Origin of the sequence: Nostoc sp. 'Peltigera membranacea cyanobiont' 210A (assembly GCF_002246015.1) — a bacterium.
Taxonomy (GTDB): Bacteria; Cyanobacteriota; Cyanobacteriia; order Cyanobacteriales; family Nostocaceae; genus Nostoc.
Genome location: NZ_NOLJ01000006.1, coordinates 369,154 through 394,515 on the forward strand (window position 1 = coordinate 369,154; position 25,362 = coordinate 394,515).

At 40.3% G+C, this 25,362-nt stretch carries 28 protein-coding genes; 15 read left to right on the forward strand and 13 right to left on the reverse strand.

Features of this window, described 5'->3' with window-relative positions; translation table 11 throughout:
• Positions 1–7: 7 nt before the first annotated feature.
• From CDG76_RS20790 to CDG76_RS20815, 6 genes are all read left to right on the forward strand, one after another.
• Positions 8–931, forward strand: a complete 924-nt coding sequence (locus tag CDG76_RS20790; protein ID WP_094350838.1) for a hypothetical protein — start codon at positions 8–10, stop codon at positions 929–931.
• 3 nt (positions 932–934) lie between these two features.
• A complete protein-coding gene (locus tag CDG76_RS20795; RefSeq protein WP_223265311.1) occupies positions 935–1,927 on the forward strand; it encodes a hypothetical protein in 993 nt (330 codons plus the stop codon).
• A 106-nt stretch (positions 1,928–2,033) separates the two neighbouring features.
• Positions 2,034–2,609, forward strand: coding sequence for a hypothetical protein (locus CDG76_RS20800; RefSeq protein WP_094350840.1), 576 nt, complete (start codon positions 2,034–2,036; stop codon positions 2,607–2,609).
• Between the two features lie 2 nt (positions 2,610–2,611).
• Positions 2,612–2,869 carry a hypothetical protein gene (locus CDG76_RS20805; protein WP_094350841.1) on the forward strand — a complete coding sequence of 86 codons (258 nt, stop codon included), beginning with the start codon at positions 2,612–2,614 and terminating at the stop codon, positions 2,867–2,869.
• A gap of 60 nt (positions 2,870–2,929) precedes the next feature.
• Positions 2,930–3,310, forward strand: a complete 381-nt coding sequence (locus CDG76_RS20810; protein WP_223265312.1) for a hypothetical protein — start codon at positions 2,930–2,932, stop codon at positions 3,308–3,310.
• A gap of 3 nt (positions 3,311–3,313) precedes the next feature.
• A complete protein-coding gene (locus CDG76_RS20815) occupies positions 3,314–3,649 on the forward strand; it encodes a hypothetical protein (RefSeq protein ID WP_094350843.1) in 336 nt (111 codons plus the stop codon).
• A 194-nt stretch (positions 3,650–3,843) separates the two neighbouring features.
• Here CDG76_RS20815 and CDG76_RS20820 read toward each other — a convergent pair whose 3' ends face one another.
• A complete protein-coding gene (locus CDG76_RS20820; protein WP_094350844.1) occupies positions 3,844–6,096 on the reverse strand; it encodes a family 10 glycosylhydrolase in 2,253 nt (750 codons plus the stop codon).
• Between the two features lie 262 nt (positions 6,097–6,358).
• Between CDG76_RS20820 and CDG76_RS20825 the strand changes: the two genes are divergently transcribed.
• Positions 6,359–6,820, forward strand: coding sequence for a DUF3592 domain-containing protein (locus tag CDG76_RS20825; RefSeq protein WP_094350845.1), 462 nt, complete (start codon positions 6,359–6,361; stop codon positions 6,818–6,820).
• A gap of 7 nt (positions 6,821–6,827) precedes the next feature.
• Here the strand turns inward: CDG76_RS20825 and CDG76_RS20830 are convergent, their stop codons facing one another.
• Both CDG76_RS20830 and CDG76_RS20835 read right to left on the reverse strand, forming a co-directional pair.
• Positions 6,828–7,100 (reverse strand): Precorrin-3B methylase, encoded by a 273-nt coding sequence (locus tag CDG76_RS20830; RefSeq protein ID WP_094350846.1) that lies wholly within the window; start codon positions 7,098–7,100, stop codon positions 6,828–6,830.
• Between the two features lie 124 nt (positions 7,101–7,224).
• Positions 7,225–8,424: an NACHT C-terminal helical domain 2-containing protein gene (locus CDG76_RS20835; protein ID WP_094350847.1), complete on the reverse strand. Its 1,200-nt coding sequence runs from the start codon at positions 8,422–8,424 to the stop codon at positions 7,225–7,227.
• Between the two features lie 367 nt (positions 8,425–8,791).
• Here CDG76_RS20835 and CDG76_RS20840 point away from each other — a divergent pair, with 367 nt between their 5' ends.
• Positions 8,792–9,022, forward strand: coding sequence for a hypothetical protein (locus CDG76_RS20840; protein ID WP_094350848.1), 231 nt, complete (start codon positions 8,792–8,794; stop codon positions 9,020–9,022).
• 390 nt (positions 9,023–9,412) lie between these two features.
• Here CDG76_RS20840 and CDG76_RS20850 read toward each other — a convergent pair whose 3' ends face one another.
• Together CDG76_RS20850 and CDG76_RS37475 are read right to left on the reverse strand one after the other, a co-directional pair.
• Positions 9,413–10,513, reverse strand: coding sequence for an alpha/beta fold hydrolase (locus CDG76_RS20850; protein ID WP_223265313.1), 1,101 nt, complete (start codon positions 10,511–10,513; stop codon positions 9,413–9,415).
• A gap of 268 nt (positions 10,514–10,781) precedes the next feature.
• Positions 10,782–10,928, reverse strand: coding sequence for a hypothetical protein (locus CDG76_RS37475; RefSeq protein WP_190240916.1), 147 nt, complete (start codon positions 10,926–10,928; stop codon positions 10,782–10,784).
• Positions 10,929–11,147: 219 nt separating this feature from the next.
• Between CDG76_RS37475 and CDG76_RS20855 the strand changes: the two genes are divergently transcribed.
• Together CDG76_RS20855 and CDG76_RS20860 are read left to right on the forward strand one after the other, a co-directional pair.
• Positions 11,148–11,729, forward strand: coding sequence for an NADPH-dependent FMN reductase (locus CDG76_RS20855; protein ID WP_094350850.1), 582 nt, complete (start codon positions 11,148–11,150; stop codon positions 11,727–11,729).
• 206 nt (positions 11,730–11,935) lie between these two features.
• On the forward strand, positions 11,936–12,124 hold the full coding sequence (locus CDG76_RS20860) for a hypothetical protein (protein ID WP_094350851.1): 189 nt from the start codon (positions 11,936–11,938) through the stop codon (positions 12,122–12,124).
• An 81-nt stretch (positions 12,125–12,205) separates the two neighbouring features.
• On the opposite strand, the gene CDG76_RS20865 is transcribed toward CDG76_RS20860, so the two are convergent.
• Positions 12,206–12,388 carry a hypothetical protein gene (locus CDG76_RS20865; RefSeq protein ID WP_094350852.1) on the reverse strand — a complete coding sequence of 61 codons (183 nt, stop codon included), beginning with the start codon at positions 12,386–12,388 and terminating at the stop codon, positions 12,206–12,208.
• 110 nt (positions 12,389–12,498) lie between these two features.
• The gene (locus CDG76_RS20870; RefSeq protein WP_094350853.1) at positions 12,499–12,750 is read right to left on the reverse strand and encodes a hypothetical protein; all 252 of its coding nucleotides are present in this window, start codon (positions 12,748–12,750) and stop codon (positions 12,499–12,501) included.
• A 225-nt stretch (positions 12,751–12,975) separates the two neighbouring features.
• On the opposite strand from CDG76_RS20870, the gene CDG76_RS20875 reads away from it, so the two are divergent.
• Positions 12,976–13,956: an aldo/keto reductase gene (locus CDG76_RS20875; protein ID WP_094350854.1), complete on the forward strand. Its 981-nt coding sequence runs from the start codon at positions 12,976–12,978 to the stop codon at positions 13,954–13,956.
• Positions 13,957–14,130: 174 nt separating this feature from the next.
• On the opposite strand, the gene CDG76_RS20880 is transcribed toward CDG76_RS20875, so the two are convergent.
• Positions 14,131–14,328, reverse strand: coding sequence for a hypothetical protein (locus CDG76_RS20880; RefSeq protein ID WP_094350855.1), 198 nt, complete (start codon positions 14,326–14,328; stop codon positions 14,131–14,133).
• A 31-nt stretch (positions 14,329–14,359) separates the two neighbouring features.
• Here CDG76_RS20880 and CDG76_RS20885 point away from each other — a divergent pair, with 31 nt between their 5' ends.
• The 4 genes from CDG76_RS20885 (at position 14,360) to CDG76_RS20900 (ending at position 19,124) form a co-directional block, all read left to right on the forward strand.
• Positions 14,360–14,860, forward strand: coding sequence for a DUF4174 domain-containing protein (locus CDG76_RS20885; RefSeq protein ID WP_094350856.1), 501 nt, complete (start codon positions 14,360–14,362; stop codon positions 14,858–14,860).
• 531 nt (positions 14,861–15,391) lie between these two features.
• Complete coding sequence (locus tag CDG76_RS20890; protein WP_094350857.1) at positions 15,392–15,664, forward strand: GlsB/YeaQ/YmgE family stress response membrane protein; 273 nt, start codon at positions 15,392–15,394, stop codon at positions 15,662–15,664.
• 1,289 nt (positions 15,665–16,953) lie between these two features.
• Positions 16,954–17,652 carry a hypothetical protein gene (locus CDG76_RS20895; protein WP_094350858.1) on the forward strand — a complete coding sequence of 233 codons (699 nt, stop codon included), beginning with the start codon at positions 16,954–16,956 and terminating at the stop codon, positions 17,650–17,652.
• A gap of 128 nt (positions 17,653–17,780) precedes the next feature.
• Positions 17,781–19,124 (forward strand): hypothetical protein, encoded by a 1,344-nt coding sequence (locus CDG76_RS20900; RefSeq protein WP_223265314.1) that lies wholly within the window; start codon positions 17,781–17,783, stop codon positions 19,122–19,124.
• A gap of 306 nt (positions 19,125–19,430) precedes the next feature.
• Here the strand turns inward: CDG76_RS20900 and CDG76_RS20905 are convergent, their stop codons facing one another.
• The 5 genes from CDG76_RS20905 to CDG76_RS20925 all read right to left on the reverse strand — a co-directional run bounded on the left by CDG76_RS20905 (position 19,431) and on the right by CDG76_RS20925 (position 25,321).
• Positions 19,431–20,228 (reverse strand): superoxide dismutase, encoded by a 798-nt coding sequence (locus CDG76_RS20905; protein WP_094350860.1) that lies wholly within the window; start codon positions 20,226–20,228, stop codon positions 19,431–19,433.
• 338 nt (positions 20,229–20,566) lie between these two features.
• The gene (locus CDG76_RS20910) at positions 20,567–21,130 is read right to left on the reverse strand and encodes a 3'-5' exonuclease (RefSeq protein ID WP_094350861.1); all 564 of its coding nucleotides are present in this window, start codon (positions 21,128–21,130) and stop codon (positions 20,567–20,569) included.
• Positions 21,131–21,316: 186 nt separating this feature from the next.
• Positions 21,317–21,751 (reverse strand): hypothetical protein, encoded by a 435-nt coding sequence (locus CDG76_RS20915; protein ID WP_094351070.1) that lies wholly within the window; start codon positions 21,749–21,751, stop codon positions 21,317–21,319.
• 235 nt (positions 21,752–21,986) lie between these two features.
• The gene (locus CDG76_RS20920; RefSeq protein ID WP_094350862.1) at positions 21,987–23,249 is read right to left on the reverse strand and encodes a sensor histidine kinase; all 1,263 of its coding nucleotides are present in this window, start codon (positions 23,247–23,249) and stop codon (positions 21,987–21,989) included.
• 161 nt (positions 23,250–23,410) lie between these two features.
• Entirely contained in the window at positions 23,411–25,321 is a 1,911-nt protein-coding gene (locus CDG76_RS20925; RefSeq protein ID WP_094350863.1) for an ATP-binding protein, read from the reverse strand.
• Positions 25,322–25,362 lie beyond the last annotated feature (41 nt).

A 25,362-nucleotide genomic window follows, 5' to 3' on the forward strand; every position in this document is an offset into this window, starting at 1 on the left:
TATTGATGTGAATCCGGCAGATGTAGCAAGTTTACGAGCATTGATTGTTGCCCAACACGCGGCAACCCGCACAAGCATTAATTCAACAACATCAGGACTTGTTGGCGGTGTAAAAACATTTTTTACAGCACAATTGGCTGGATTGACAACACTTATTACCGCAATTGCGACTAACACTTATGTTGAAAAAGCATTATCAGTATTAACATTTGCTGCCACAATGCACAATGCTTTGATGCTATCGAATAATCTTGCACAAACACTAGGGACAATAATCGATCAAGTGCTAGGCTTTATACTGCCAAAAGGACTTGATGGTAATGCTATCAGTATCAATAACGTAATTGGAAAAGCTGTACACGAAATTATCGCTGATACCATTGGTGAGGCTAATTATCAGGAGATATCGCAAGATTGGGCTAAGGCCAATAGAATTTATCAGGCAGGTGTAAATGTTTTTAATCAAGTTGGTAATGCTGTTGGTTTAGTTACGGCTGGCATGGAAGTAATTGGTGGTAATGTCGCCAAAATCGGAAATGGCTTAAAAATATGGGGTGTACTTGGCGAGAAAGTATACGGATGGATGAATCCGCAGCCAAATTTTAAAGGGAAATTTTTTAATTTTATTAATACCGCTACAGCCGAAGCAAATACTATTGCAATGATGGTGGCGATCCCAATAGGAATTTCAGCAGCAGCTATTGAAATAAATAGTAGTGTTGGCGCTGTTAAAAAAGAATTGGATCAAGAAGATCCAAAAGATAAAGATGGACATCCAATAACTGACAAATTAGGCAATCCCTTAAAGTGGGAACCTGGGGTTACAGTACCAGATCCAACCAAAACAGTATTGGCTCAAGAACAAGCTAAAGCAGATAGTAAAAATATCATCCAGGCAACACTAGAAGACATCTTCGATGGAGGTGATTAAAAAATGCCAGATGATAATTTACCAATTTTAATTCCTCCGAGAGACGAGCAGGGTAGGCAACTAACGCCAACATCAGATATTACAACGGGAGCCACAAAAACTCCTTTTACACCAGCAATTAATGCAACTGCACCACCTGATGATAAATTACCCGATAATTTTCAACCCTTCGAGCATTTACAAGAAGTCTACATTCCGCAACACAATGCAATTGTCAGACGATATTTTTCGGATCATGCACCCGACTGGAAACCAAATATAGCAACCGCTCGTAGTAGTCTACGGGTTGCCTGTACAATGCTCGACTCCGATAATCAATTGATAATGAACCTGCGACATCATTTATTGTTTGACTTGTTGGGATATGGAAGGAAAAATTTAGCTATAGTTTATGGCAGTAAATTTGACACAGCCCCTCCCGTAGCTGGACATCCCCAACTATTTCTATATTTCTCGCAGGATAGCGCAGCACAACCAACGGACGAGCCATTAATTGAGCACGAGAAAAGCTGTAGATTGATGAATTTTTCATGTTCAAGCGAGGGTGTCAAACCTGCTATTACCAAAGTTGATATGACCGCAATTGCTAATGAAATTAAAACCTTGTTTTTAGATGCTAAAAAAGGCATCACCTATACTTGTGGAAATAAATCCGCATCCTATACAGATCCTGACAATGGTTTCCCAAAAGGAAATTATATTCTAGTAAATTCTAAAACTGACGCTGAAAATATTTATTCAAAAATGTGCAATGCAATTGATGTGCCTTTCAAGGGTGCTTCGCATATCATTCTTAACGACCCGGATAAACCCAGCACGACTACAGAAACTGCTGGTAAAACCACTATCTTAGGAAAGCAGCGCAACAACAGGCGATACAGACCAATAGCTATACTCCGATTTCGATACGCTTACATCTCACTGGGAAATCTAATCCCCCCTGTCTTTTTGATTGATACCACGTTCAGAAACCAGTCACTAGTTAGCTTTTTGTAGCCGATAGCTGAGAAATACCAACGAAACCTATTAGGTTTCTGGACAGGGAAAGAAGGGAAAATATCACTTATGGTTGGTATAAAAGTAAACCTAAGTAAGTGAATTTATGAGCTTCCGCGACTTACGCCGATACGAATCTCAAAAGGCAGCATACGATTCCTATAAGGCATGGCAAGCACTCACGCCAGATTTAAAACAAGCTGCATTCGCCGCCATAACAGATGAGGCAAAAAGATCCAAGCCAGAACGGGTTACTGGATACTTATCCCCTTTCAATCAGGTGGGAACGGCTCTCAAATATATAAGAATGCCCGTTTTGAAGAAAACCCAAGAGGGGCAAGGATCTGCGGTAGGAAACGCTTTGGCGACGGCTCTTGATGCTTTCTATATAGATGATACTGAGACTGCCCCCGTTGGAGGTGCAATTGATTACAAGCGGTTTAAAGCTGCAAAATTATCATTCACCTTACGATCTACTTTTACCAAGAAAAATAGCCGCATCACAAAGCGAGCCTATCTCAAACCCGATGTAGATACCTACTCTGCGCCTTTTGGGCAGTCTGTTGGCGATCAAGATTACGCAGCAGCCTTGGTGATTCTCGTTCCCCTGGCTAATACCTGGATGGAAGCGGCAACTGCACCAGCTAAACGCTCGTACAAATTTACGCCAGAAGGTGCATAAAGATGAGCCAGATAGCGCAAAGAACCGGCATTATCTGGACTCCACAAGATGATATCGATCTACTCGCGGTTTCGGCTGATGCTGATGCTGATTTTTTGGGCATGATTAACATTAATCAGGCTGCTAGAGACTGGCTTGATAACAAAATATCGCTAAGTGATTATTGCGATATTTTGCAGATGAACGGCATTCCCGATCCTTTTGAACTCGTGAATGAATTTTGCGAACACACTGAGCTAATCATCAGGATGGGGGCATAGATGGGCAGGATACTAGAGTTACAGAATGGGGATAATTTCTCTCTTCAATATACTAACTCTGTGCCTGCCACTTCTATAGAGATGGTGAATGGAAAAAACATTTATGCCAAGTTGACTGAAATAATAATTCCTGTGGTTTTTAGTAAGTCTATTATTTTAGTCAACATTTCTACAAGCATTCCAATCGGTAAAATTTGGCGCTATGCCGGACGCTGTAGGCAAATTTTCCCTACAGCTTTAGGCGATTCATTTGTGGATGAGAAAGCATTGTTTCTTGGGAAAAGAAACTTGATATTTTTCTCGGAGTTTTCGGCTGATTATACTATTACTTACCTGCCACCATCATGGTTTGTCGATGTGAGCATAGTGATTTATCAGTATGACGGTCTTGATACTAATAATGATCTGGCACGAATTGAATCTAAAATTGATGCTCTTTAAAATATGAAAATTGACATTAAGAATGCTCTAACTATTATTCTTGGACTGCTCGCCTTGATTGGATCGATTTACAGGCTAGCTCAAGTTGAAGCGCACATTAATTCCCGCATTTCTTTGCTTGAATACAATTTAATTAGCAAACTAGACTTAATCGAGCGAAGAATAGAAGTTAATCTAACTCAGTATCAAGCCGATAAAGAGAATATTTATGAGTATCGACTTAATAACACAGATAAATTAATTGAGCATAAATTTAACAGACTAGCAAGCTGGATAACCCAGATTACCGGCTATCTGCACAAAGAAGCTGGGTTTCAGATCCGTGATGACAAGTTTTAGTCACTGGGGATTCTACTTAGTGATTGACTTTTATTGGGCTAAAAACCAATACGCTTGGGTTAAGGGTTATTGGTGTAAATAATTGGTCTTTCAAGACGCGATAAATCGCGTCTCTACATCAGGCTTTCGGCAATGTTTGCGTAAATCCTGGGTTAATTGAACGCTATCTGAGTAAGCAAGTCTTTACTTTCTTCTCACCGCCGACTGCGAAAACCCTGTTTACCATTAACTTGGTCAAAGAGTACATCGTATTTATCAAACAAGGCGATTCCAGGATTTACAAATATAATCAGTTCTGCTTGTGGCGAGATACTGAAATTCCAGCGATTAAATCCGTCACGGGTTCCGGGTGTCAAACTGTAATCAAAAATGCCATTAATTCCTACTTTCACAGCATTTGCTGACCCTAATACTCCGGGTTTGAGTTTACCTGCTGTAGAAGCTGACTTGAATTCAGTCAAACCATTAATAGTTCCAGTATCAGCGATCGCTCTGCTATTACACAAATTTTTCGCAGAACTCCCAGCAACAGTTAAACAAACTTTGTTCAGTCGAGAGTCCCATCTTTTACCGGGTACACCATTAATTTCGGGTTGTTGGCTCCAAGAAGCCATTTTGAAGCCTGCTTGATTCTCGGCAGTTAAACCGAGAATTAGGCTGCCATTATTATTACTACCACCATTTCCAGTGACAATAAATCCGTTACTCAGATTGCCTGATAATTTTCTTAACGGGTTATAGGGAAGTGATTTTTCAAAATAGTTAACACCGATAATTCCCAAAAATGGCACACCACTATTTGCTGAACATTTAGGTTTTTGGGCAGTACATTGGCGGCTAGTAACAACCTGTACGGGAACAGGTTCGGCGGTGGGAATCAAACCAAACCGGACATTAGTGTAAACTAATTCTCCTTCCAGGATAGTACCATCGCTTAATACTTCCTTGATATTTTGACCTGTTCTTTGGATGGGAGAATTACCTAAAAACTCTTTGGGAACTCTTAGCCCTGCTGACCCTGTATCTAATAAAATACGTTTTGGTTGACCATTTGCGATCGCAACTTCCAAAAAATAGCCGCGAACACGTTGCCCAAGGGAAGGTTTTGGATATAAAGGTAAGCTTACGGTGTTAAAAGTTGACTTGCGGGGTGTATTTTGCGAGATATCGCGCAACGCTGAATTTGGGAAAAGAGCCGCAAATGCAGACTGGCGTTGCGCTGCTGGTTCAGGGGCAATATCCCAAAGGCTTTCGTAGTAGAAAAAACCGATACCTAAACCGCGTTGTTGGGCTGCTTCTACCTGGGATTTGATTTGTGGGATGGCAACTGGGCGATTTCGTAACCCCGCCATAATCCCGATACCAGTTGGAATAATTTGTTGGGTTTCTAAAATTTCTGGGCGGGTAATTTGAGCGATAAAACTTTCCAAATCATTACGGTACACCTGCATCACCAACTCATCGACCATACCCAACCGTACCCAGTTGAGCCAATCTTGCAGTTGCATTTTATAGGCGAAATTATAGTAATTAGGAGCAACTGAAAAAATGGCATTCGGTTTTCTGGCTTTCACAGTTTGGTAAAGGTCTACCATGAATGCAGTAATTTTATCTGCCCGCCATTTTATCCATGCTTGGGCTTGGGGATTGGGTGGTGGAGGATTGCCAGTTTCTTGAGTATATAGACTTATCGTGTACTTATCGTAACCAAAATCCACAGGTAAACTCATGTGGTCGTCAAATTGAACGCCATCAGCATCGTATTTAGCGATCACTTCCACGACAAGTTCCCTGATAAAATTTTGCACTTCCGGGTGAAAGGGATTCAACCACGCTACTTCACCCGCAGCACTAATTGAAGTTTGAGTCCCATCCCCTTTTTGTGTTAACCAATCTGGATGCTGCGATGCAAGTTCCGAAGTTAGAGGAACCATAAAACCAAATTCAAACCAGGGTATTGCTAGTAACCCTTGGCTGCGGGCTTGAGTGATAATGTCTGCAATTACATCTTGTCCATCTGCTCCCTTGAAGAAAAACGGGATACCCTTTTTCTGCATGATGGCACTGGGGTATTGTGTATAACCATCATTCCAGACTACGGGATAAACAGTATTAAAGTTTAACTGCCGCAGTTGGCTCATGGCTGCTTGCACCTGTGAACGATTTCTAAAAACGCTAAAATCGTTACCACTTAGCCATACTCCCCGAATTTCCTGACGAGGTTGAGGAGGTAGTTGGGCAACGGCAGGGGCAAAGCTGTTTAGTAGCAATACTAGAAAGAATGATATCAGACATAATAATGGCAGCAGACGCTTTTTCAAAAGCCACGGCGATGTTACCTGTAGCTTACTTATACCTACTAGTACTCGTCTGTGTACAGGCTTAAATAGTAAGTTAGTTAGAGTTGCATTAATTTCTCTACTTTTTTCCCAAAACTGAGTTGTCATTACTTCTGCTTACTAAATGAGGTTAATTGGTTATATTTAATACCATATAAATGTTAAATTACTACATCAGAAAAACTGATGCACTAATTTAGCTGCAAGATAGTTGACGCAGTTATAAGGTTGTGGTGCCAAATAGAAATGTTTCAAATTTAAGCTGTAATCGAGATGCTGTGATGAAATTTATCGTAAATCCCTGTCTGAAAATGTCTTTAATTTTGAATTTTGAATTTTGAATTGTTAATGTTGTGCCATCCTCAAATCCATGAATTTCCAACCTCACCAAAATACTTTTGACGACAAACTAAGCGCAAGTATTGGACTGGCCATTGGATTGCTGTTCATTGGGGGCGGTTTTTGGGTATGTAACATAATCGCTCACGAAGGTGCAACGCTAAACGAAACACGTGGTACGGTGGTAGACAGCATCAGTCGTCGCGATCGCAGCAGTACGAACAACAATGAGCAAAAAGAAACCTATGCGCCAGTTATCGAGTTTTTAGCCAACGGTAAACGCACTCGCTTTACAGGCAATTATGAGTCCTACCGCTCCAGCAACGGCCACATGGTGGTGATACGTTACAATCCTAAACAACCCATAAGTACTGCGCGTGTGGTGAATCCGCTGGAAGGCTTAGTACCTTGGGGAATGTTTGGTATGGGTGGGTTAGCTGTGGTTTTTAGCGTGAGCGCACTGTTGCCTATACGCTGGTCTTCAGGTGGGTAACTATAAATTAGATATATTTTGATTTTCGTGCTGACTTTGGCGGCGTTCGGTGTGCGCCAAAATATTTCTCACTCCTGTAACGCAACCACACCCGCAACACTTGCGGAATCTGGTCTTTTTGTTCTTTAGTCAGGGTGTTGTAAAGGGCTAAAGCGCGATCGCGTTCGCCCCGACAAGCTGCATTGTTGTGAGCATCCCAATAGCTGCGGGCTACTCGAATCCGCCGACAGACTTCTTTAATCAGTGCGTCTCCCGTAAGTGGAGTGTCTTGCTTGGTCATACTCAAATGCTGTAATTTTACAATGCCATCCTAGCGAGTCAGATTTATCTTGACAATTGCAACTAATACCAATCAAATACTTGATTAATGACGGTTTTGTATTAAACTTATTAAACATTCTTTTTTAAATGTTGTCACTCTGAGTAGGTAAGAATAAAGTTTCTTCGATGTCTTGTTTTACTTCAGGAGCTAATTTACTCTCATTAAGACAATGTATGATTAATAAATTTTTTTCATAATATTCCTTTAATAATTCCTTTTGATGTTCGCTCAATACTAAATCATAACCAATTAACTGTTTTATTCTATCAAGCCAGTTTTGACCATATTCTTGTCGCCATTCCTCAAATCTTACTTGTTCTGTTTTTGGATTAGGTAATTCGATTTTTAATTGTTGCAAAGCTTGCTTGAGTTCAGGCTCAATATCCACTATCAAGATTGATGCAAGGACATTAGCCGGATCAAACTTAGAGTTAAATTTAAAAGAAAGTTCAAGTCCAAGAGCATTTACACGATTGAAGCTGTCAAAAAAATTCCGAACTTTGCTATTACTATTTACAGTCGGGTCACAATTACGAACAAAGCCAAGACCAAATATACGGATGAGAGCTAGATAAAAAGCTCTAACTTGTGTATGTTTGTAGCTAGTATCAACTAAAGATGATTTCTTATGTATCCAAGATAAAAGAGTCTGTAATTGATCATCTTGCGCTACTAAAGCATCAGCCTCTTCCTTCATTTGCCATAGAAGTTTAGATGATTCATCGACATTCATTGAACTAATAGTTTCTGAATAGTCTACTGGCAATTCTTCTAAAATTTGATTGGATTTGAGGAACTCGTCAACAGCATCCTTTATGAAATGTTTGATTAGCCAATCACTAGCTAGGGAAAATTTGCGATCATAGTGTAGATATATGGCTCCAAATAAAGCTTCAAACATTTCGGCTAAAAGCTCTATTTGTTTATTTTCTTCTTGTAAACGTTCACTTCCTCCCAATACGCATAAATCCTTCAAATTCAACTTTTTGGCAAACTTGTAGCAGGTTTTTCTACTTACCAGCTGACTTTTTACATCAGTAATTTTCTGTTGATTAAAATCTGGATATTTTTGATATAGATAGTCAATTATAGTAGTACCCAAAATAGCATCTCCTAGAATTGCTAATCTTCTATAATCACGCTCTTGTTTATCTTGCTGCTGTCGGTTGTTATAATTTTCATAAATTCGTGAAGGATGAGTCAAGGCAATTTCAAGTAAATCTGTTCTTTTGAAATTGGGAATGCAAATTGCTTCTTGAACTGTTTCAATATCTATACTCATGTTTTTATCCCTCTAGTTTTTAGCGATATATATACTGACATACAGTAACAGATTTGTAAGATTTGTGACAATGTTTTGTTTTGAGCTATTCGTCAAACTATTCTCCGTAAGTCTAATAGATTACGACCAGGTAGTTTGATAAATCATTTAAGGAAAAACATCAGATTACTATTTATGTCATTCGGTATATGTGCGCCAACCGCAGTAGCGATTAACTTATACATTAGGAAAATACGCGAATTGGCTGAGTTTAAGCAAAAGGGAATTAATAAAAGCCCTTTGACTTACTTGTTGATGGTATTTATCTACAGTCTCACTGTCTGCATTTTTCAGCCTTGGGAGTTTTTAATAAGCTCACTAAGCTCTTATGCTGCCGTCTTCAGGCAAAATCTCTAATAGAAATCAACCTGTATTAGGAAGTGGGCAATTGTCTTTGCTTGAGCAAATTCTGTCTTCACCGGAAACTCGCCCTCGCGCTGAACTCTTTCCTATCCATCCCTACTTCCATAATCCCAAATTGCAGACCGATGTTTTTTTGGAAGAATTGAGCGAACTCTACTTTGGATCTAATCAAAAGGTACTAAGGAATGCGAATTAAATAAAGTGCAAAACTGGGGTCAAAGCAGAAGTTGCTACAAAAAAAGTGGAAGTTCTTGCAGGGAAGGCGGAGGTTGCTACAGACTGCGCGAAACATTGAAACGTCAAAGCGGAAGTTCTTGCAGGGAAGGCGGAAGTTGCTACAGACTGCGCGAAACACCGAAACGTCAAAGCGGAAGTTGCTACAGACTGCGCGAAACACCGAAACGTCAAAGCGGAAGTTCTTGCAGGGAAGGCGGAAGTTGCTACAGACTGCGCGAAACACCGAAACGTCAAAGCGGAAGTTCTTGCAGGGAAAGCGGAAATTGCTACAGACTGCGCGAAACACCGAAACGTCAACCCTGGAGCAATATTTTTTGATGGATGCTAAATGTGGGATTCAGGCAGCTAGCTATGAGCAGCCAGCGCAAAATCTGCTGACTGCATCGGCAAACTGCTGGTTTTGTTCCATCAATGCCATGTGTCCACCTGGTTTTAGGGTGACTCTTTCAGAGTAAGGTAATTCTGCTTTCATGCGATCGCTCGCCACAGGTTTTGTCGCTATATCTGAAGCCCCACACATTACCAATACAGGAACGTTAATAGTTGCAAGTGTGTCTGTTTCGTCGAACTTCAACATTCCCAGTGTGCCACGAGCCAGAACACCAGGCGAACCCAATGCTGATAATAGACCTGCAAAACTTAGTTGACCGCGTGTTTCAGTACCCGTAAATCCAGATAGTTCGACGGTGATAAATAGCGAACCATTCAAATACGAGAGCCAAGTCATCAACCAAAAAACCGGCCACAGCACGATAGTTAGGTACAATATAGGTTCGAGTAGGGGTTTCTGCAATTTACGTACCAAATTGCTAAAGATACAAGTTTTTACCGGATTGGTATAAGTAGTATCCACAAGAATTAAGCCAGCCACCCGACTGCCTAATTGCTCTGGAAACAGGCGACAGAATGTCAGGTTAATCATGCCACCCATGCTGTGTCCTACCAAGATAACAGGTTTATCCCCTGCGATCGCAACAACAGCTTCCAAGTCACGGGCATATTTTTCTATAGAGTGATCGTTGTTTTTCGGTTTAGTGGATTTTCCTAACCCTGGTAAATCCCAAACAATTACTCGGAAGCGATCGCTTAGTTGTCGTTTGGCATAATACCATATAGTACTGTTTGGCCCCCAACCGTGTGACAAAATAATTGGTTGACCATCTTCAGGACCAAAAAACTCTACTTGCAACACGCTCCCATCGGGACGTGGCAAGCGCTGCACGGTTTTGCTACGCATAAACTTGGGTTCCTCGGCTCCAGGACGGCGCAGTAGTGGCAAACTGATAAAACGACCGCCAAAAGACCACAGAAACATCACTAGTCCAGCTACTAAGTAGGGCGTTCCTACAAGTTCTCGTTCATACCACTCATAGAGAATGTAGATCCCCCCGCCAAGTACCCCAACAGACAGCAGTTGAAACAGCCATACAAGTAGAAAATTATGAGGCATGAATATCATGAGCCTAAACCTTGCAATGCTTTGTTAACTGCTTTTAGCTTCATACCATAGTTAGAATCATCCATCTTTCACTCCCAAGAATGATTTATACAGTGTTATGGGGGTGATAAAAATGCTGGGTTAGTTGATAAACAATGTAGATTGGCAAAAATAACTATTAATAAAAAATATTCCCTCTGCCTCCTGCTTTTTATTAAGGAGAGTCAGAGCTTGAGACTTTGTGTTGAGTGTAAACTTTTTACTGTTCGCTGATTTGGTGTCAGTCACCGATAATAATATAGATGTGTATACCCGGATTTCTCACGCATAGTGTAGGCTTCAGGGGAAGAGGAGTGTGGGGAGTGTGGGGAGTGTGGGGAGTGTGGGGGAGTAAGACTTCTTCCTCATCCTCCCACACCTCCCACACCTCCCACACCCCTTGGATTTCTCACTTGTGAGAAATCCAGGTATACACCAGTCACTGACACCACCACATAAGACATTCTCCAAAAATTGCAAAAGGTTGTGAAAACTGGTGCTACCCAAGCCTGGAAAAGATTGGGGTGGGTGCGAATCTGTGGTGTATGATTGGTTGCTGGTGGTATCCCTAGACTTAAAACTATTTAGTTGTTAAAAATCATCGATCGTGAAATTCAAAACAATAGTCTTCTATGGTTCCTACAGAAGCGATCGCCAGGGCATCAAAGCTGCTAGATTCATGATTAACCAGCTTAAGCAAAGAAACCATGAGGTGATTTTTGCGGATGCAAAGGAGTATGACTTTGGTATCTTAGACCGGATGTATAAAGAATATGGCAAAGGTCAGGCTCCTGCAAAGATGGAAGAACTGGCAGAACATATCCGAACAGCAGACGGTTTTGTGGTTGTTGCAGGAGAGTACAACCATTCCATTCAACCAGGATTGAGTAATCTGATGGATCACTATCTAGAAGAATATTTTTTCCGTCCTGCTGGTATTGTTTGCTACTCAGCTGGTAGCTTTGGAGGAGTACGGGCAGCCATTCAGTTACGCGCTTTTCTGTCAGAGATGGGAATGCCTACTATTTCAAGCATTTTTGCTATTTCTAAAATTGGAAACTCTCTGGATGAAGCGGGTATTTCACAGGAAACTGCTTTGACCAAAAGAGTCGGTCAATTTTTAGATGAATTAGAGTGGTACGAAGAAGCATTACAACGACAAAGAAAAGAAAAAGGAAACCCCTTCTAATCGAGTCAGCAATCAATTATTAGTTATAACGGACTGATTAATTAACTAAAGTTTTTTATATATCTTCGGCGAAAACTGCCATAGGTTCTTTCAATATTGAGGGACAAACTCAACCCTTAGTCACCCTTTAAGAGAAACTTGTGTGAAGCTGTAAGAGAGTGAAGAATCAAACTCTCTACTAATCAGTTAAATTACCCTTTGTAAATATGCCTTCAATTAGCTACAACCGCACCGACAGCAAGCAGCCACAAAGCATTACCATTGAAGGTTATGTTGTCCGGCCAGGATTACACATTCTCAGTTACGAGCAACTCAAGTTGCTACGAGAGCAAACACAGCATCATTCTCAGCTTGAATCTTTAGTTAGCCAAGGTGTCATAAAGTTGACTGGTTAATAGTCGTCAATTCACTTGCAATTCATCTCATCACCTGATTATTGGGTAGGTGATGAGATGAATTGCTATATCAGCTAAGTTCTAAATAGATGAGTCTGAACGTTCTATTTGCTGACGAATGGTATCAATAGAAGCATTAATACCAGCCAGTTTGGACTCTAAATCATCTCGCATCCAAATTAAGAATTTTAATTTCCGCTCTAAGCTAGCTTTGTGCGAAATGGGTTCGCTTCCATAACATGGATTACCCCAAAAAGGAAACATAGTTTACCTCTGAATTTAGCTTTTGTAAGAGTGCAATACATTGCACCACTACATTCTGACGAATAACAATCAGACTGGTGTATGTAACAACCGACCATTATTGTGCGTGCTTAACGAACTTTTGCTAAAAGTTGTCTCTTAAATTGGTGGAGGTATTTGACCAAGCTGCCATCAACTCTTTCCATTTTTCCTCTAAGAACAAGTTGAAGTGACGATACCATATTCAAAGGTTCTGGCAATTTGGCATTACAACTCTGGATTTTGCAGTTTAAATGAGATACAGAACAGAACAACCACAAATCGCCAGTTGTTGACCCAACGCTGTAAAATAACTCAGCAGCCAATTTACAGTGTTTGGTCATCGCTTCTCTACAACTGGCTAGTAATTGACTAGAAAACACATAGTATAAAGTGCGTAAGCTAGAAAGCTGTCTTAACACGGCTGGTAAAATGAATGTGAAGCGCCCGCAAATCAACTTACTTATATCAGTAAATACTTCTAATAATAGATGACTTGGTGGAAGGGAAAGGGATAATGCTGAAAGGTGTCATATTCTAAGACCAATTACTGAGTAAGAAATTATTTTATGAGAACCAGAAAGCTAGGGAAACTTGGGTTAGAAGTTTCAACTATCGGACTTGGTTGCATGGGAATGTCTGAGTTCTATAGTGGTCGTGATGAAATTGAGGCGATCGCGACAATTCATCGAGCATTAGAACTTGGAGTGAATTTTCTTGATACTGCTGATATGTATGGGCCGTTTACCAACGAGCAACTAGTAGGCAGAGCAATTAAAGATCGCCGAGATCGAGTAGTTTTAGCAACTAAATTTGGCAATGTCCGTACTGAAGATGGTGGTTTTAAAGGGGTTGATGGTAGACCAGAATATGTCCATCAAGCTTGCGATGCCTCGCTAAAACGTCTGGGAGTGGAAGTGATTGACCTCTATTATCAACATCGCGTAGATCCAACTGTCCCCATTGAAGATACTGTCGGGGCAATGGCAGAGTTAGTCAAACTGGGGAAAGTGCGTTATTTGGGGCTTTCGGAAGCTGCCCCCGCGACAATTCGACGGGCTGTAGCAGTTCACCCGATTACTGCACTACAAACAGAATACTCTCTTTGGAGTCGAGAGCCAGAGGATGAAATTTTACCTACCGTGCGGGAATTAGGAATTGGGTTTGTTCCCTATAGCCCATTAGGAAGAGGATTTTTATCAGGTGCGATCGCTAGCCCTGACGATCTCGCACCGGATGACTATCGAAGAAATTCTCCTCGCTTTCAAGGTGAGAATTTTTATAAAAACCTGCAATTAGTAGAGCAAGTCAAAGCGATCGCGAGCGAAAAAGGAGTAACTTCTAGTCAGCTTGCTTTAGCATGGCTATTCGCTCAAGGAGAAGATATTGTCCCAATTCCTGGTACAAAACGCCGTACTTACTTGGAGGAGAATGTTGCAGCTACCGAAATTATCCTGACTGAACAAGATTTGAATCGACTGGAAACAGTTGCACCAAAAAATGTGGCAGCTGGCGATCGCTATCCTGACATGAGTACTGTTAACCGTTGATCTAATCTGAAAAGCTGGAGTATTTTTTCAAATTCCGCTTTAGATGCACAAGCAGACATTACCGCAGCTTAACAAAGTAATCACCCAAAATTCTCTGAGGAAATGTCAAAAGTAGCGTAGGCGCAGCCCGTCGTAGACATCGCTATTTTATCGGCTACATATTTGGATACTCATTCAATCATCTGGAAACTGCCAGCACGAGATATGTTCAATATCTTTGCTGCCGCATTGACTACAGACTGCATCAATCACAGAGTCCACCCATTCATAGCTACAACTACGACAATGACAGAAAATGTTATTGCGGTTAGCCATTTCAATACCTTGATGCCATTGTTGCAGTTGAGAAGAGTCTGTCCAAGCTTCTGACATTTCATCAAACCTCGTTCATGTCATTGTCATTATGAGCCTAACAACCTCCAAAGTGAATAACTCAGTATTAATCGCCCTGACGATCGCCGCATCTATAGTCCTATCGCCCGTCAGCATTGCCGATACTGTCCAAGGTTCAACCCATACTATCAAAATGTCTTCATTTAACCTCAATTCTCAAAAATGGCAAAACCGGGTGCTACTAATCTTTGCACCGTCTGTTGATAACCATAACTATCAGCAACAGATGCGGGTATTTAACCAGCGCCAAAACGATTTTAAAGATCGGGATTTAGTTCTGGTTAAAGTCTTAGCAACAGATAAAAGCTATGCCAACGGACAGTTAATAGATGAGTCTTCTGCTGCCAATTTGCGAAATCGCTTTGGGGTTGATAAAGAAAATTTTCGCGTCATTTTGATTGGCAAAGATGGTGGTGTTAAGCGCCAAGAAACTACACCAGTGCAAGCGACAGCAATTTTTGAGCAAATTGACGCTATGCCCATGCGTCAACAAGAAATGCAAGAACGATAAATTGGCAAAGCAGTTGGTTTTATTGTTTAACACTAATGCAAGTACAGGCAATTGCCCTTTAAGCTAAAACACATTTAATTTGCATATTAAAATTTTCTCAATGTCTTGTGGGGTGAGCATCTTGCCCGCCCTAACTATGCAATTTTAATGCTGATTAGCTTACTACAAATGCTACGCCAATCCCTAAGCACCAACCTCTTACAGCACCAGAATTCTACAAGTTGAGTAAACTTAAGTGCGAACCTACAAGAGTATCTGCTTTGAAACCTGAGGTCAATTCTTCAAGTAGATGAGAACAATCATTAAAAATGCATATACTGCAATTATCAAGCAATGAATTTATTAGCTCCTGGTTTTAGACTTACTAGGAGCTTTTTTTTATTATCCATCTCAATAAAGGGAGTTCATCATGAGAAGTAATAGCCTTCATCCTCAAGGCTATTAGTAATTGCTTCTGTTGGTAGATTGAATGTCAATATTTGGATTGCTATTGTGTATTTGTCACTAAAAAACGTTTATCAAATAAAAACAATGAATATTCTTGCTTGGATTGTTTTAGGTCTAATTGCTGGTGCGATCGCAAAGGCTATCTACCCCGGTCATCAAGGCGGCGGAATTTTAGCAACAATTTTATTAGGAATCGTTGGTGCTTTTATTGGTGGTAGTTTGGGTGTATTCTTCAGTACAGGAAGTTTTGCTCTAGCGGCTCCCTCTTTGAGTATTCCCGGTATTGCACTAGCAGTTCTGGGCGCAATTGTTGCAGTCTTCTTGTGGAACGCGTTAACTAGCCGCAGTGCTTTGTAATAAATTAAATTGAATTAACTAATTTAGAACTTACGCACTTTTTGTCCGAACTGTCAATGCGTAAGTTCTGTTTATCAACAATTATTGACATAATTTGCCGCTTGTCATACTGATAGCCTCAACATTATCAACCTGAATAATGTTGAGGCTATGATTTTATTTTGGATGCCCTATCTGTTGCAAACATTTTTGGAATTGGTATTAGAGAAGTGGTAAATCTCTGCCTTACAGGCTTATAAGGTCTGTGGTAACAACAGCAACAGCGTGCTAAATCGCAAATTTTATACTTGTAATCTAACTTAACTTTGTTTGGAGCATAGGCGTAGCCCATCATAGATATCGTCTGGCAGGATAATTAAAAACTTGGGTTAGCGATCGCAATCTATTACTTATACGTGTTTTATCTAAACTAAAGTTATATTTAATATGCGTAGTAGTGATTTACTAACAATAGTATTAAGTTCTTAAATACTAGTAATGTGTAAATAGATTAAGCTTGCCTCTCACCTATTTGCTATGGAATTTAATCAAGAGGTAGTTACGATTTCCAGTGTACAACTTTGACAACTGTCCACAATACTGTTGCATGTCTCAAGCTCATGGTAATATTATCTTACTGTCAGGGAGATATTATTTATACATCAATTTGTAACCATGCTGAAAGAGCTAGTTAGGTGCGCTACCTCCAAAAAACAAAAAATTATTCAACCTACCCAGGAAATTCACAAAAGCCCTAACGTGCAAAGCACAGAGCTTTTTAACCTCTGCTTATATAAGGTACTAAAGAGCTAACTAAAGCTCTTTTTTAGGAATCATCATAGCCAGCAAGAAAGGCATAAAACCCTCTTAAGATGGCAAAAAATTAGACAAGAGTAAATAGAAAAGTTTTGACACAATGTCAATAGTTTTTTGTATATGTAAAAATATCAAAAAGCCTAATTTGTCTTGTCAAGAAGACATTAGCATTGTGTGTTTTATTTAGATATTAGACCTCTTGCATAAATCAAAAATAAGAAAGAACCCCACCCCGCCAAAGCTACGCTTTGTCTCCCCTCCCGAAGAACGGGGAGGGGTTGGGGGTCGGATGTTAGGGACTTTCGCAAGAGGTCTATTGATTCTCTTTGGGCTTGTTACCTATATATAAAAGTCCTATTTGATTAGTGAAAACTTAAGCTACTCGATCAAATCAGGCAAACACTTAAATTTAATAAATAATTTAGGACTGCTAGATAATCTCGATCTAGTAAAAATTCGATTATTTACAAAGTCAGTAAGAGTAACAGGAAAACATGAATATCATAGTTCGTTTGTTTGGAGCGATCGCTCTCCAAGTATCTGCGTTGGCTGCAATGTCTAGCATGGCAATGTCTGATGACAAGCCCTTTCGCGTCAATACCCAACAGACTCCTACTGTTTATCCACGGAAAACAACACAACCCTTTCGCGTCAATACCCAGCAAACTCCTGCTGTTTATCCACGGAAAACAACACAGAGGATTTGCTCTTTAGATCCCATTGAAGATTTATTACCTCCACCACAAATTAAGGCAAGTAATTCTTTGCTTTCTTACCTTGCTGAACAGGGTTTTACACAAAATAAAGAGGGTTCCTGGGTCTGTTATGCGAACGATCCTAAAAAAGAAGGACGTTACTTTACTTTATTTAAGGTCAAACAAGTTAATAGCAGGCTCATAGCAAGTTCTTTCCTAGATGAAGGCAGTCTAATTCAAGGTCAGGAAAATCGTAGCTTGGACTTCTTTATGATGCTGATTGAGCATCATACGAATACTACTAAAGAGAACCGTCAAGGTATACGTAGATATCTACAAGCCTTCGTTTCCTTAGTCAAGGAAGGGAAGATCAAACCTACACGTCGTGGGTATCTTTTTGACCAACCAAACCGGGCTATGGTCTTGTATCACACACTCTCATCAGGAAACCTTAAAGGTACGGGAATCACGATCAACATCTATTTACCTAAGAGTTGAATTGGGGAAGTAGGGAAATAGGGGAGCAGGGGAGCAGACGAGCAGGGGAGAAGTAGCAGTAAGTCTTTCCCCTCTGCCTCTTGTGCCCAATCCCCAATTAAATTGCTATCGTCTAGTGGAGGTGCATCTTGTCTAAATCAATTGTTCAAAGAATTGCGATGCCGAAGGTGGTTCGCTTTGCAGCGATCGCATTTTCATCTGTTGCAGTAGTACTCACTACGTGTCAGTCTGCTTTTGCACAGCTAAATGTTGGACGCTATGGCATCCAACAAGGACTAGAGTCTGAGTATCTCCAGTACCAAATTAAGAACCAGAATTTGAGCCGGATGCGAGTCATTCCTGGATGTGATGTGGGATTTGGTCTGACTTGCAATAAGACTGGATCGGTAATCCAACAATTAGTGGACTTAAACAATGGGACTAGTTATCAAAACCTTCTGATCCGAGCAGCCGGTGGGGAGAAAAACTTCCAGAATTTCGCTAGCTTCTACGGCAATAATCCCAATCTCTCTGCGGTGCCTTACGCCTCATTTTGGAGAAATGCATCCCCCACAATCATGGATGGATCTCAATACCTTCTAGGACAACCTTTTGGTCGCAATCCAGTAGAAGGACTCGGACTTGTAACCAAGCAGTTCTACTGGGCACCATACTCAGGAGTCAATGACTCTGTTAGCCTTCGTAATGGATTACTAGACCTGAAATTGTCATACGGACGACTGCTGTTTGAAGAGGCCTCAAAAATTTCTAACATTCAAGAGCAGATTCAGTCTCTAGGTCTGTCGCCAGAGATGACAAATTTCTATTTAAATAAAATCTCTACAGGCTTGGATGCGTTGAGTTCTGGAGATCAGAACCAACTCCAACAGAAGATTTTTGAAGTACTATCCTTTCCCTACTCCGAAGATGGTGGGGAACTTGGACGCCCCAACAATGCGATTCCAGCGGAATTTAATCAGCTCTTAGGAGAAGATATCGCAGGAGATACTTTGCTGAGTGACAATCCACTAGCTTTGGATGGAGAAACCATAGCTTTTGATGCTTTCCCTGGCTCTACGGGAGATGTCCTGGTACCAGACAGTTCTAATTCCTTTCCACTTTGGCCAATAATCGGCGTTGGGGGTCTTGGTTTAATTCTGCTTCTACTACTGAGTGGCGATAGTTCTTCAGCTCAAACACCTGTTTCTTCATCTCAACCACCTGTTTCTTTATCTCCTCAACCACCTGTACCTGTTCCTCCAGAAAATGCACCTTTGTCTCTCACCAATAAAGGTGAATGCGATCTGACTCCTAGTGGTAATGGTTCTAATCACACACAGATTATTGAGGTTCCGTGTAATGTTACTCCTCAAACCCCCAAGGAAGTGAAGAAGGTAGTGGAGCCATCAACGATCAAAGCGCTTGTATTGCTAATTGTTCTACTATGGATAGTCCGTAATAAACACCGAACTTTCAAAATCCGTCATTCGTAATTATTTTACATAAGGGGATTTAGGGAAAAGTTAGAGCGCTAGTTTCCAGCGATGTCTTACGAGCATCAGGCTTAGAAAGAAATAATTAACCACGTAGGGTAGCACAGTTAGCTGTGCTACCCTAGCCGTGTAACGCTTGCAACAATTTGTGTTGATACAGCTTGCAAGTTCTCTCTGCTGGTTCTAAGCTTAACGCTAGACAATTCAAGCTTCACACCCTTGATAACATTAATTTGGCACAGCGACAAATAAAAAACTGTAAAACCTGATGACAATAGGATACTTTACCAGCCCTTTGCGTAGCGTTTAGTTCGGGGAGCGTCCCGTAGAGAAGGAAAGGTATCGCCTGTTAATCTGCGGCCAATTCACCACATTCCACCAATTATCCAAATACTCAGCCCGACGGTTGCGATATTTCAGGTAATAGGCGTGTTCCCATAGATCGTTACCCATAATTGGATATGAACCTTCCATAATTGGGTTATCCTGATTTGCTGTGGTGACAATCTGGAGTTGCTTTTGAGGATTGCGTACTAACCAAACCCAACCGCTACCAAAACGAGCTGCACCTGCTGCGTTAAACTGTTTTTTAAAGGCATCAAAACTGCCAAAAGTTTGGTTAATTTCTTGAGCGATCGCTCCCGATGGTTGTCCACCACCTTGAGGACTCATCAGTTGCCAAAAAATCGTGTGGTTGAGATGACCACCAGCGTTATTACGTACCTTTGTCCGAATATTTTCAGGTACGCTGTTCAAATTCACTAGTAAACCTTCAACACTTCTTTTTTGCAAATCTGGATACTGCTTCAATGCATCATTTAAGTTCTTGACGTAGCTAGCATGATGTGCATCATGATGCAATTTCATCGTTTCAGCATCAATCGCTTTTCCTAGTGCCCCATAAGCATAAGGCAATGGTGCTAGTTGTGCGGGAGAAGCACTTAATGACCTATTAGGATAAGCTACAGTGGCAAACGGTCTAGTAGGTGTTGGTGTAGAAGTTTGTGCCTCAGCTATTGGTACTGGTTCGTGAGAAATTAGCAGAATTGTCAACACAATTGTTGTGAAGAAAAAAACTATTTTTTTTCGCCAAAATCCGATCATAAATTGTAGCCTCAAAATCAATATTATTGGCTTATAACCCGATCGTAAACTGTTATTTTGCAGTTACATTAAGCCAAATATTATATATATTACCTTAGTTGTCAGTTAATTCAAACAAAAATAGATATAGCTAAAAATTTATTTTTTAAACCTATAATTCAAACCTTGTAAATAATAAATATCTTGGACTAAGAATAATAATTATTCATACAACTCCTAATTTTATTATGTTATGGAAGTCTGATTTGCCTGTATGAACATCTTGTTTACAGCATAATAGCTAGATTTTAACCACTATTTTAACTAGGCTACGCTACTACAATTTTTATATTATTTATTCAGCTGATTTTTTGGCTTTTAATCTGTCTGTAGATAGCTGCAATATTGCGGGCATCATCAATGCCACGATGGTGTGTGCCTTTTAATTCTATCCTCAACTCATTGAGAGCCTGCGCCATGCCAAATTTTTTAGATACGCCAAGATATTCTGAAAATTCCTCTTTGATATTTATATGTTCTGAAGTAAAAGGATAAGGAAAATTGTGAAACGCACAATCTTGAATAAATTGCTTTTTGTCGTAATTACCCCAAGAACAAAAAATATAGTTGGGAAATAAACTAATCCATTCTTTGAAGCGAGAAATTGCCTCGAAAAATTTGGGTGCTTCGTCAACATCTTGCTGCCGAATACTAGTCAATTCAGTGCAAAAACCTGTTAGTTGCGGATGTCTCACAGGTTGAATGAATTGCTGAAACTCGGAATCAATTTCCCACGTTGCTCGATTGAGCATCACTGCACCGATTTCAATTATTTCCATTTGGTGACGGGGAATAGTTTTATTGTTACAGCACGTAGCTTCCAAATCGACTATCAGATAATAGTCAGATATTTTAGTATTCATATTATGTAATAGAATAATAATTAAGCTTAGTAATTATTTATACATAAGTTTAAATAATTGCACAACTAATTCTGTAAGCTTGTTGTATTTATCATACTACAAAAGCGTAATGCTTACAGCCTTTTTGATTTATTTGAACTACAGCTAGCTGTAAGACCACAACTTTGCAACTTAGGCAAAGGGAATTTAGATTGATGAAAAAGGTTTAACCCAACGGAATTGGATAGCGATATCAAGAGCGATCGCAGCCAGCATAAACCATAACAAGCTTTCTGCCGCCAACACTAAAAAAGGCCAAATTATGCTATTAGAATTCCACCCAAGTTCTATCTGAGTTAATCCGCGCACCAAGCCAAAGGCTAACACGCCACCAGTTTTGAGTTGAGGATTTCGATCGGAGCGGATGATATAACGGTAGGTGACACCAAATAGGAAACCAATAAAAGTTGCAACTGCAAGACTCCCCCACAAGTGCCAGTTAATATCACTGTGCAGACTTGCAAGTATCTGAAAATACTTTGCCAGTACTAAAGTATTTAAAAGATTGGCGATCGCAAAAGCCAAACACACAGATAATCCCCCAACTATTCCAGCCTTGAAGGATTCTATGCGTTCTGCCATTAATTGAGGATCTAAAGTTGAGTTCACTCTATATATAAATTAGGGATTGGGTACTTGTACTGAGTTTCGACTGCGCGGAAATCGAGCGAAGTCGAGATTCAACTACCGTGTTGCCGTTGGCGCAGCCTCTGTCTGCGACACGCTGCGCGAACGTAGAGAAGTATTGGGAAAACTTTTTCCCAGTCTCCAATATGATAAATGCTAGAGCTGTTTTGTAATTAATCAAATGTTGTTCTCATGTAGGAATTTTGATCATAAACTCGGTTCCCATACCAGGTTGAGAATTCACTTCTAATACACCTTTGTGTTTCTCTACAACTATTTGATATGCAATCGACAAGCCAAGTCCAGTACCTTTTCCAACAGTTTTTGTAGTAAATAACGGCTCAAACAAGCGTTTTTTAAGCCGTTCAGGAATACCAATCCCATTGTCAGCAATCCGAATTATAACCGATTGTTCAGAATCTATTTCTGTGGCAATTTTAATCTGAGGAATTAGATTGCTCATTTTGCCTTCCATTATAGCTTCATCAAGGGCATCAATTGCATTTGCAAGAATGTTCATAAATACTTGATTCATTTGCCCTAGATAGCAATTTACCTCTGGTAATATTCCATAACTTTTAATAACTTCAATACCGGGACGATCGCCATTAGCCTTGAGGCGATGTTGCAAAATCATTAGTGTACTATCTATTCCTTGGTGCAAATCAGCAGATATTTTGGCATCACTATCCGAGCGAGAGAAGGTGCGGAGTGAATTAGAAAGATTCTGAATTCGTTCGCTTCCTATGCGGAGTGAGTTTAAGATTTTTCCCATATCTTCGAGAATAAAGTTTAAATCCAAGTTCTCAATAGTATTAGTAATTTTGGCTGTTGGGTTTGGATACTCTTGTTCATATAGTAGAAGCAACTCGGTTACTGCTGTAATATGTTCTTGCAAGGGTGGAATATTGCTGGAAATAAAGTTGATCGGGTTATTGATTTCATGGCCAATACCAGCTATTAGCTCTCCGAGTGTTGATAGTTTCTCTTGCTGCACTAGTTGAACTTGGGCTTTTTGCAAAGCCTTGGTGCGATCGCTGACTTGTTGTTCCAAAGATTCAGTCAATTGTTTGAGTTGTAAATGTACGCGTACTCTCGCAATCACTTCTTCTTGGGCAAATGGTTTCGGGATATAGTCAACTGCACCAAGGGCAAATCCCTTCGTTTTGCTCTCTGTATCTGCTAAGGCAGTAGTAAAAATAATCGGAATGTTTTGGGTAACAGGATTAGCTTTGAGGCGGCGACAAGTTTCAAATCCGTCAATACCGGGCATTTGTACATCCAGCAAAATCAACTCTGGTTGATTGCGTTCGACTTGAGCGATCGCACTTTCTCCATCGACTGCAACCCGAAAACGAAAACCCTCACTATTGAGTGCTTCACACAGGAGAGATAAATTTGTGGGATTATCATCCACAATCAAAATAAATCCGGTATCTGAGGTCTTAAGCATGATGAATTAACAATTGAATTTTAACTCAAATTAATTGATATATTGTTGAATAAAAGAATTCAGGAGCCAGAATTCAGAATCGGCTACGCCCCGCTGCGCTAACAGAATGGAATTAGCATAGCTAGTTAGTAACTAGTCTTGAAATGCTTTTACAGGTCGTCTCATTTATTCTGACTCCTGAGTTCTGACTCCTGAATACTTACAATAAAAGTTTCCAAACGTTTGAGTTGGAAATTACTAGCAAGCTGGACAATTTGCTGGACAAAAATGCTTAAATGCTCATCAGATTTAGAAAGTTCTTCGGCTAGTTCCAAAACTTTTTGAATATCACCGTCTTGCGTTAGTTCGAGTAAATCTTGTAAAACCTCTTGCGCAGGATAAATCGTCTCATTTGGTCGATCCAAAGCATCAGTATTGGTTTTTTGGATTTCATCTACCTTCACGTCAAAAACCCATTCCAGTTGCAAAAACTGTCGTAGCATTTCCAGCAGCATTTCAGCTTCTACAGGCTTTGGTAGAAATGCATTTGCACCTACATCAATACTCTTGTACTGGTCGGCTGCAAACACACTGGCTGAGGAAGCGATGACAGCAATCTCTTTAAATTGCTCAGACTGACGCAAACGTTCGATCAACTCAAATCCATTCAATATAGGCATCACTAAGTCAGTGATAATCAAGTCTGGTTTGTGGGCTAGAGTCTTTTCCCATCCTTCTTGACCCTGACTAGCTTCTACAACAGTAAACCCAACTGGCTCTAGTAAATTTACAATTACCGATCGATTTTCCCATTTGTCATCCGCAATCAAAATGGTGCGGCTTTGTCCTTGATAACCAATAATAGTTCCTTGCTCAACCACTCTAGAAACCTTTGCCCAGTCTTTAGATTCTGGGAATTCTGCCTCAAACCAGAAAGTACTTCCTTTGCCAAATTCACTTTGCACTTGAATTTGACCACCCATCAACAAAACAATGTTTTGGCTGATTGCTAATCCCAAGCCTGTACCTTCAGATTGTCGTTTTTGATTTCCCACTTGTTCAAAAGGCTGGAAGATTTTCTGAGCTTGTTCAGGGATTATTCCCGCACCAGTATCTATTACCTCAAAGCGAATTTTGTAGTTAGTTTGTCCATTAGTATTTAATTGTTGATTAATGACCTTAACTTTGAAGGTGACACTACCTTCATTAGTAAATTTAATCGCATTACTAAGCAAGTTAATCATTACTTGGCGCAAGCGTTTTTCATCAGTATGAATGCCCGTTGGCAAATCAGAATCGAGTTGGACGTGAAATGCAATGACCTTTTGTTCTGCTCGGATGCGGGAAATTTCAGTCACGCTATCTATAAAGGCAGGTAAATAGAAATCAACAGGATACAATTCTAGTTTCCGGGCTTCTATTTTGGAGAGATCCAGAACATCATTAATTAGGGTTAAAAGATGAGAACCACATTGATAAATGATGCCGACTCCTTTGCGTCCTTTCTCACTCAAAGATTCTGTGCGTTGAAGAATTTGTGTATAGCCCAAAATACCATTAAGAGGTGTGCGTAGTTCATGACTCATATTGGCGAGAAATTCACTCTTGGCTTGGCTGGAGTTTTGAGCAACTTCTTCTGCAAAGCGTAATTCTTTTTCGATGCGCTTGCGCTCGACAATTTCAGTTGAAAGCGCTCGATTGATAACTTCTAACTGGGTTGGACTAGGTAGTGTTAGAGCTTGAGGCATGAGATAAAATAACGCAAATGCGGTATATATCGAAATAATGGCAGTTAGAGCTTTTAAACTACCTGCAACCCAATAATTTGGATGCCAAAGCGTCCAAATATCCATCAAGTGTCCAGTCCCACAGGCAATGATAAAAGCACCAAATAACAAAAAGACTCCATTGAAAGGAACGTCTTTACGCTTAGAAATAAAGTAAATCAGCAAGAAGGGAATAGAATAATAGGCTACAGCGATCGTGGCATCAGAAATGATGTGCAGCCAAACTAATCCAGTTTGCCACAGATAACAATGTCCGTGGGGAATAAAACCGTTGGAGTGGAAAGGATAGTTGAAAAATGTCGGCATGATATTAAGGGTTGCTGGATTGGAAATATATACGCATAGCC

Coding starts and splice junctions, on each gene's coding strand:
- CDG76_RS20865 (WP_094350852.1), bottom strand. CDS start 12,388: ATGTTTCCTTTTTGGGGTAATCCATGTTATGGAAGCGAACCCATTTCG.
- CDG76_RS20795 (WP_223265311.1), top strand. CDS start 935: ATGCCAGATGATAATTTACCAATTTTAATTCCTCCGAGAGACGAGCAG.
- CDG76_RS20840 (WP_094350848.1), top strand. CDS start 8,792: ATGCTGCCGTCTTCAGGCAAAATCTCTAATAGAAATCAACCTGTATTA.
- CDG76_RS20850 (WP_223265313.1), bottom strand. CDS start 10,513: ATGCCTCATAATTTTCTACTTGTATGGCTGTTTCAACTGCTGTCTGTT.
- CDG76_RS20805 (WP_094350841.1), top strand. CDS start 2,612: ATGAGCCAGATAGCGCAAAGAACCGGCATTATCTGGACTCCACAAGAT.
- CDG76_RS20870 (WP_094350853.1), bottom strand. CDS start 12,750: ATGACCAAACACTGTAAATTGGCTGCTGAGTTATTTTACAGCGTTGGG.
- CDG76_RS20830 (WP_094350846.1), bottom strand. CDS start 7,100: ATGACCAAGCAAGACACTCCACTTACGGGAGACGCACTGATTAAAGAA.
- CDG76_RS20890 (WP_094350857.1), top strand. CDS start 15,392: ATGAATATTCTTGCTTGGATTGTTTTAGGTCTAATTGCTGGTGCGATC.
- CDG76_RS20920 (WP_094350862.1), bottom strand. CDS start 23,249: ATGCTTAAGACCTCAGATACCGGATTTATTTTGATTGTGGATGATAAT.
- CDG76_RS20820 (WP_094350844.1), bottom strand. CDS start 6,096: ATGACAACTCAGTTTTGGGAAAAAAGTAGAGAAATTAATGCAACTCTA.
- CDG76_RS20885 (WP_094350856.1), top strand. CDS start 14,360: ATGAGCCTAACAACCTCCAAAGTGAATAACTCAGTATTAATCGCCCTG.
- CDG76_RS20895 (WP_094350858.1), top strand. CDS start 16,954: ATGAATATCATAGTTCGTTTGTTTGGAGCGATCGCTCTCCAAGTATCT.
- CDG76_RS20815 (WP_094350843.1), top strand. CDS start 3,314: ATGAAAATTGACATTAAGAATGCTCTAACTATTATTCTTGGACTGCTC.
- CDG76_RS20825 (WP_094350845.1), top strand. CDS start 6,359: ATGAATTTCCAACCTCACCAAAATACTTTTGACGACAAACTAAGCGCA.
- CDG76_RS20925 (WP_094350863.1), bottom strand. CDS start 25,321: ATGCCGACATTTTTCAACTATCCTTTCCACTCCAACGGTTTTATTCCC.
- CDG76_RS20875 (WP_094350854.1), top strand. CDS start 12,976: ATGAGAACCAGAAAGCTAGGGAAACTTGGGTTAGAAGTTTCAACTATC.
- CDG76_RS20905 (WP_094350860.1), bottom strand. CDS start 20,228: ATGATCGGATTTTGGCGAAAAAAAATAGTTTTTTTCTTCACAACAATT.
- CDG76_RS20860 (WP_094350851.1), top strand. CDS start 11,936: ATGCCTTCAATTAGCTACAACCGCACCGACAGCAAGCAGCCACAAAGC.
- CDG76_RS20910 (WP_094350861.1), bottom strand. CDS start 21,130: ATGAATACTAAAATATCTGACTATTATCTGATAGTCGATTTGGAAGCT.
- CDG76_RS20915 (WP_094351070.1), bottom strand. CDS start 21,751: ATGGCAGAACGCATAGAATCCTTCAAGGCTGGAATAGTTGGGGGATTA.
- CDG76_RS20880 (WP_094350855.1), bottom strand. CDS start 14,328: ATGTCAGAAGCTTGGACAGACTCTTCTCAACTGCAACAATGGCATCAA.
- CDG76_RS20835 (WP_094350847.1), bottom strand. CDS start 8,424: ATGAGTATAGATATTGAAACAGTTCAAGAAGCAATTTGCATTCCCAAT.
- CDG76_RS20800 (WP_094350840.1), top strand. CDS start 2,034: ATGAGCTTCCGCGACTTACGCCGATACGAATCTCAAAAGGCAGCATAC.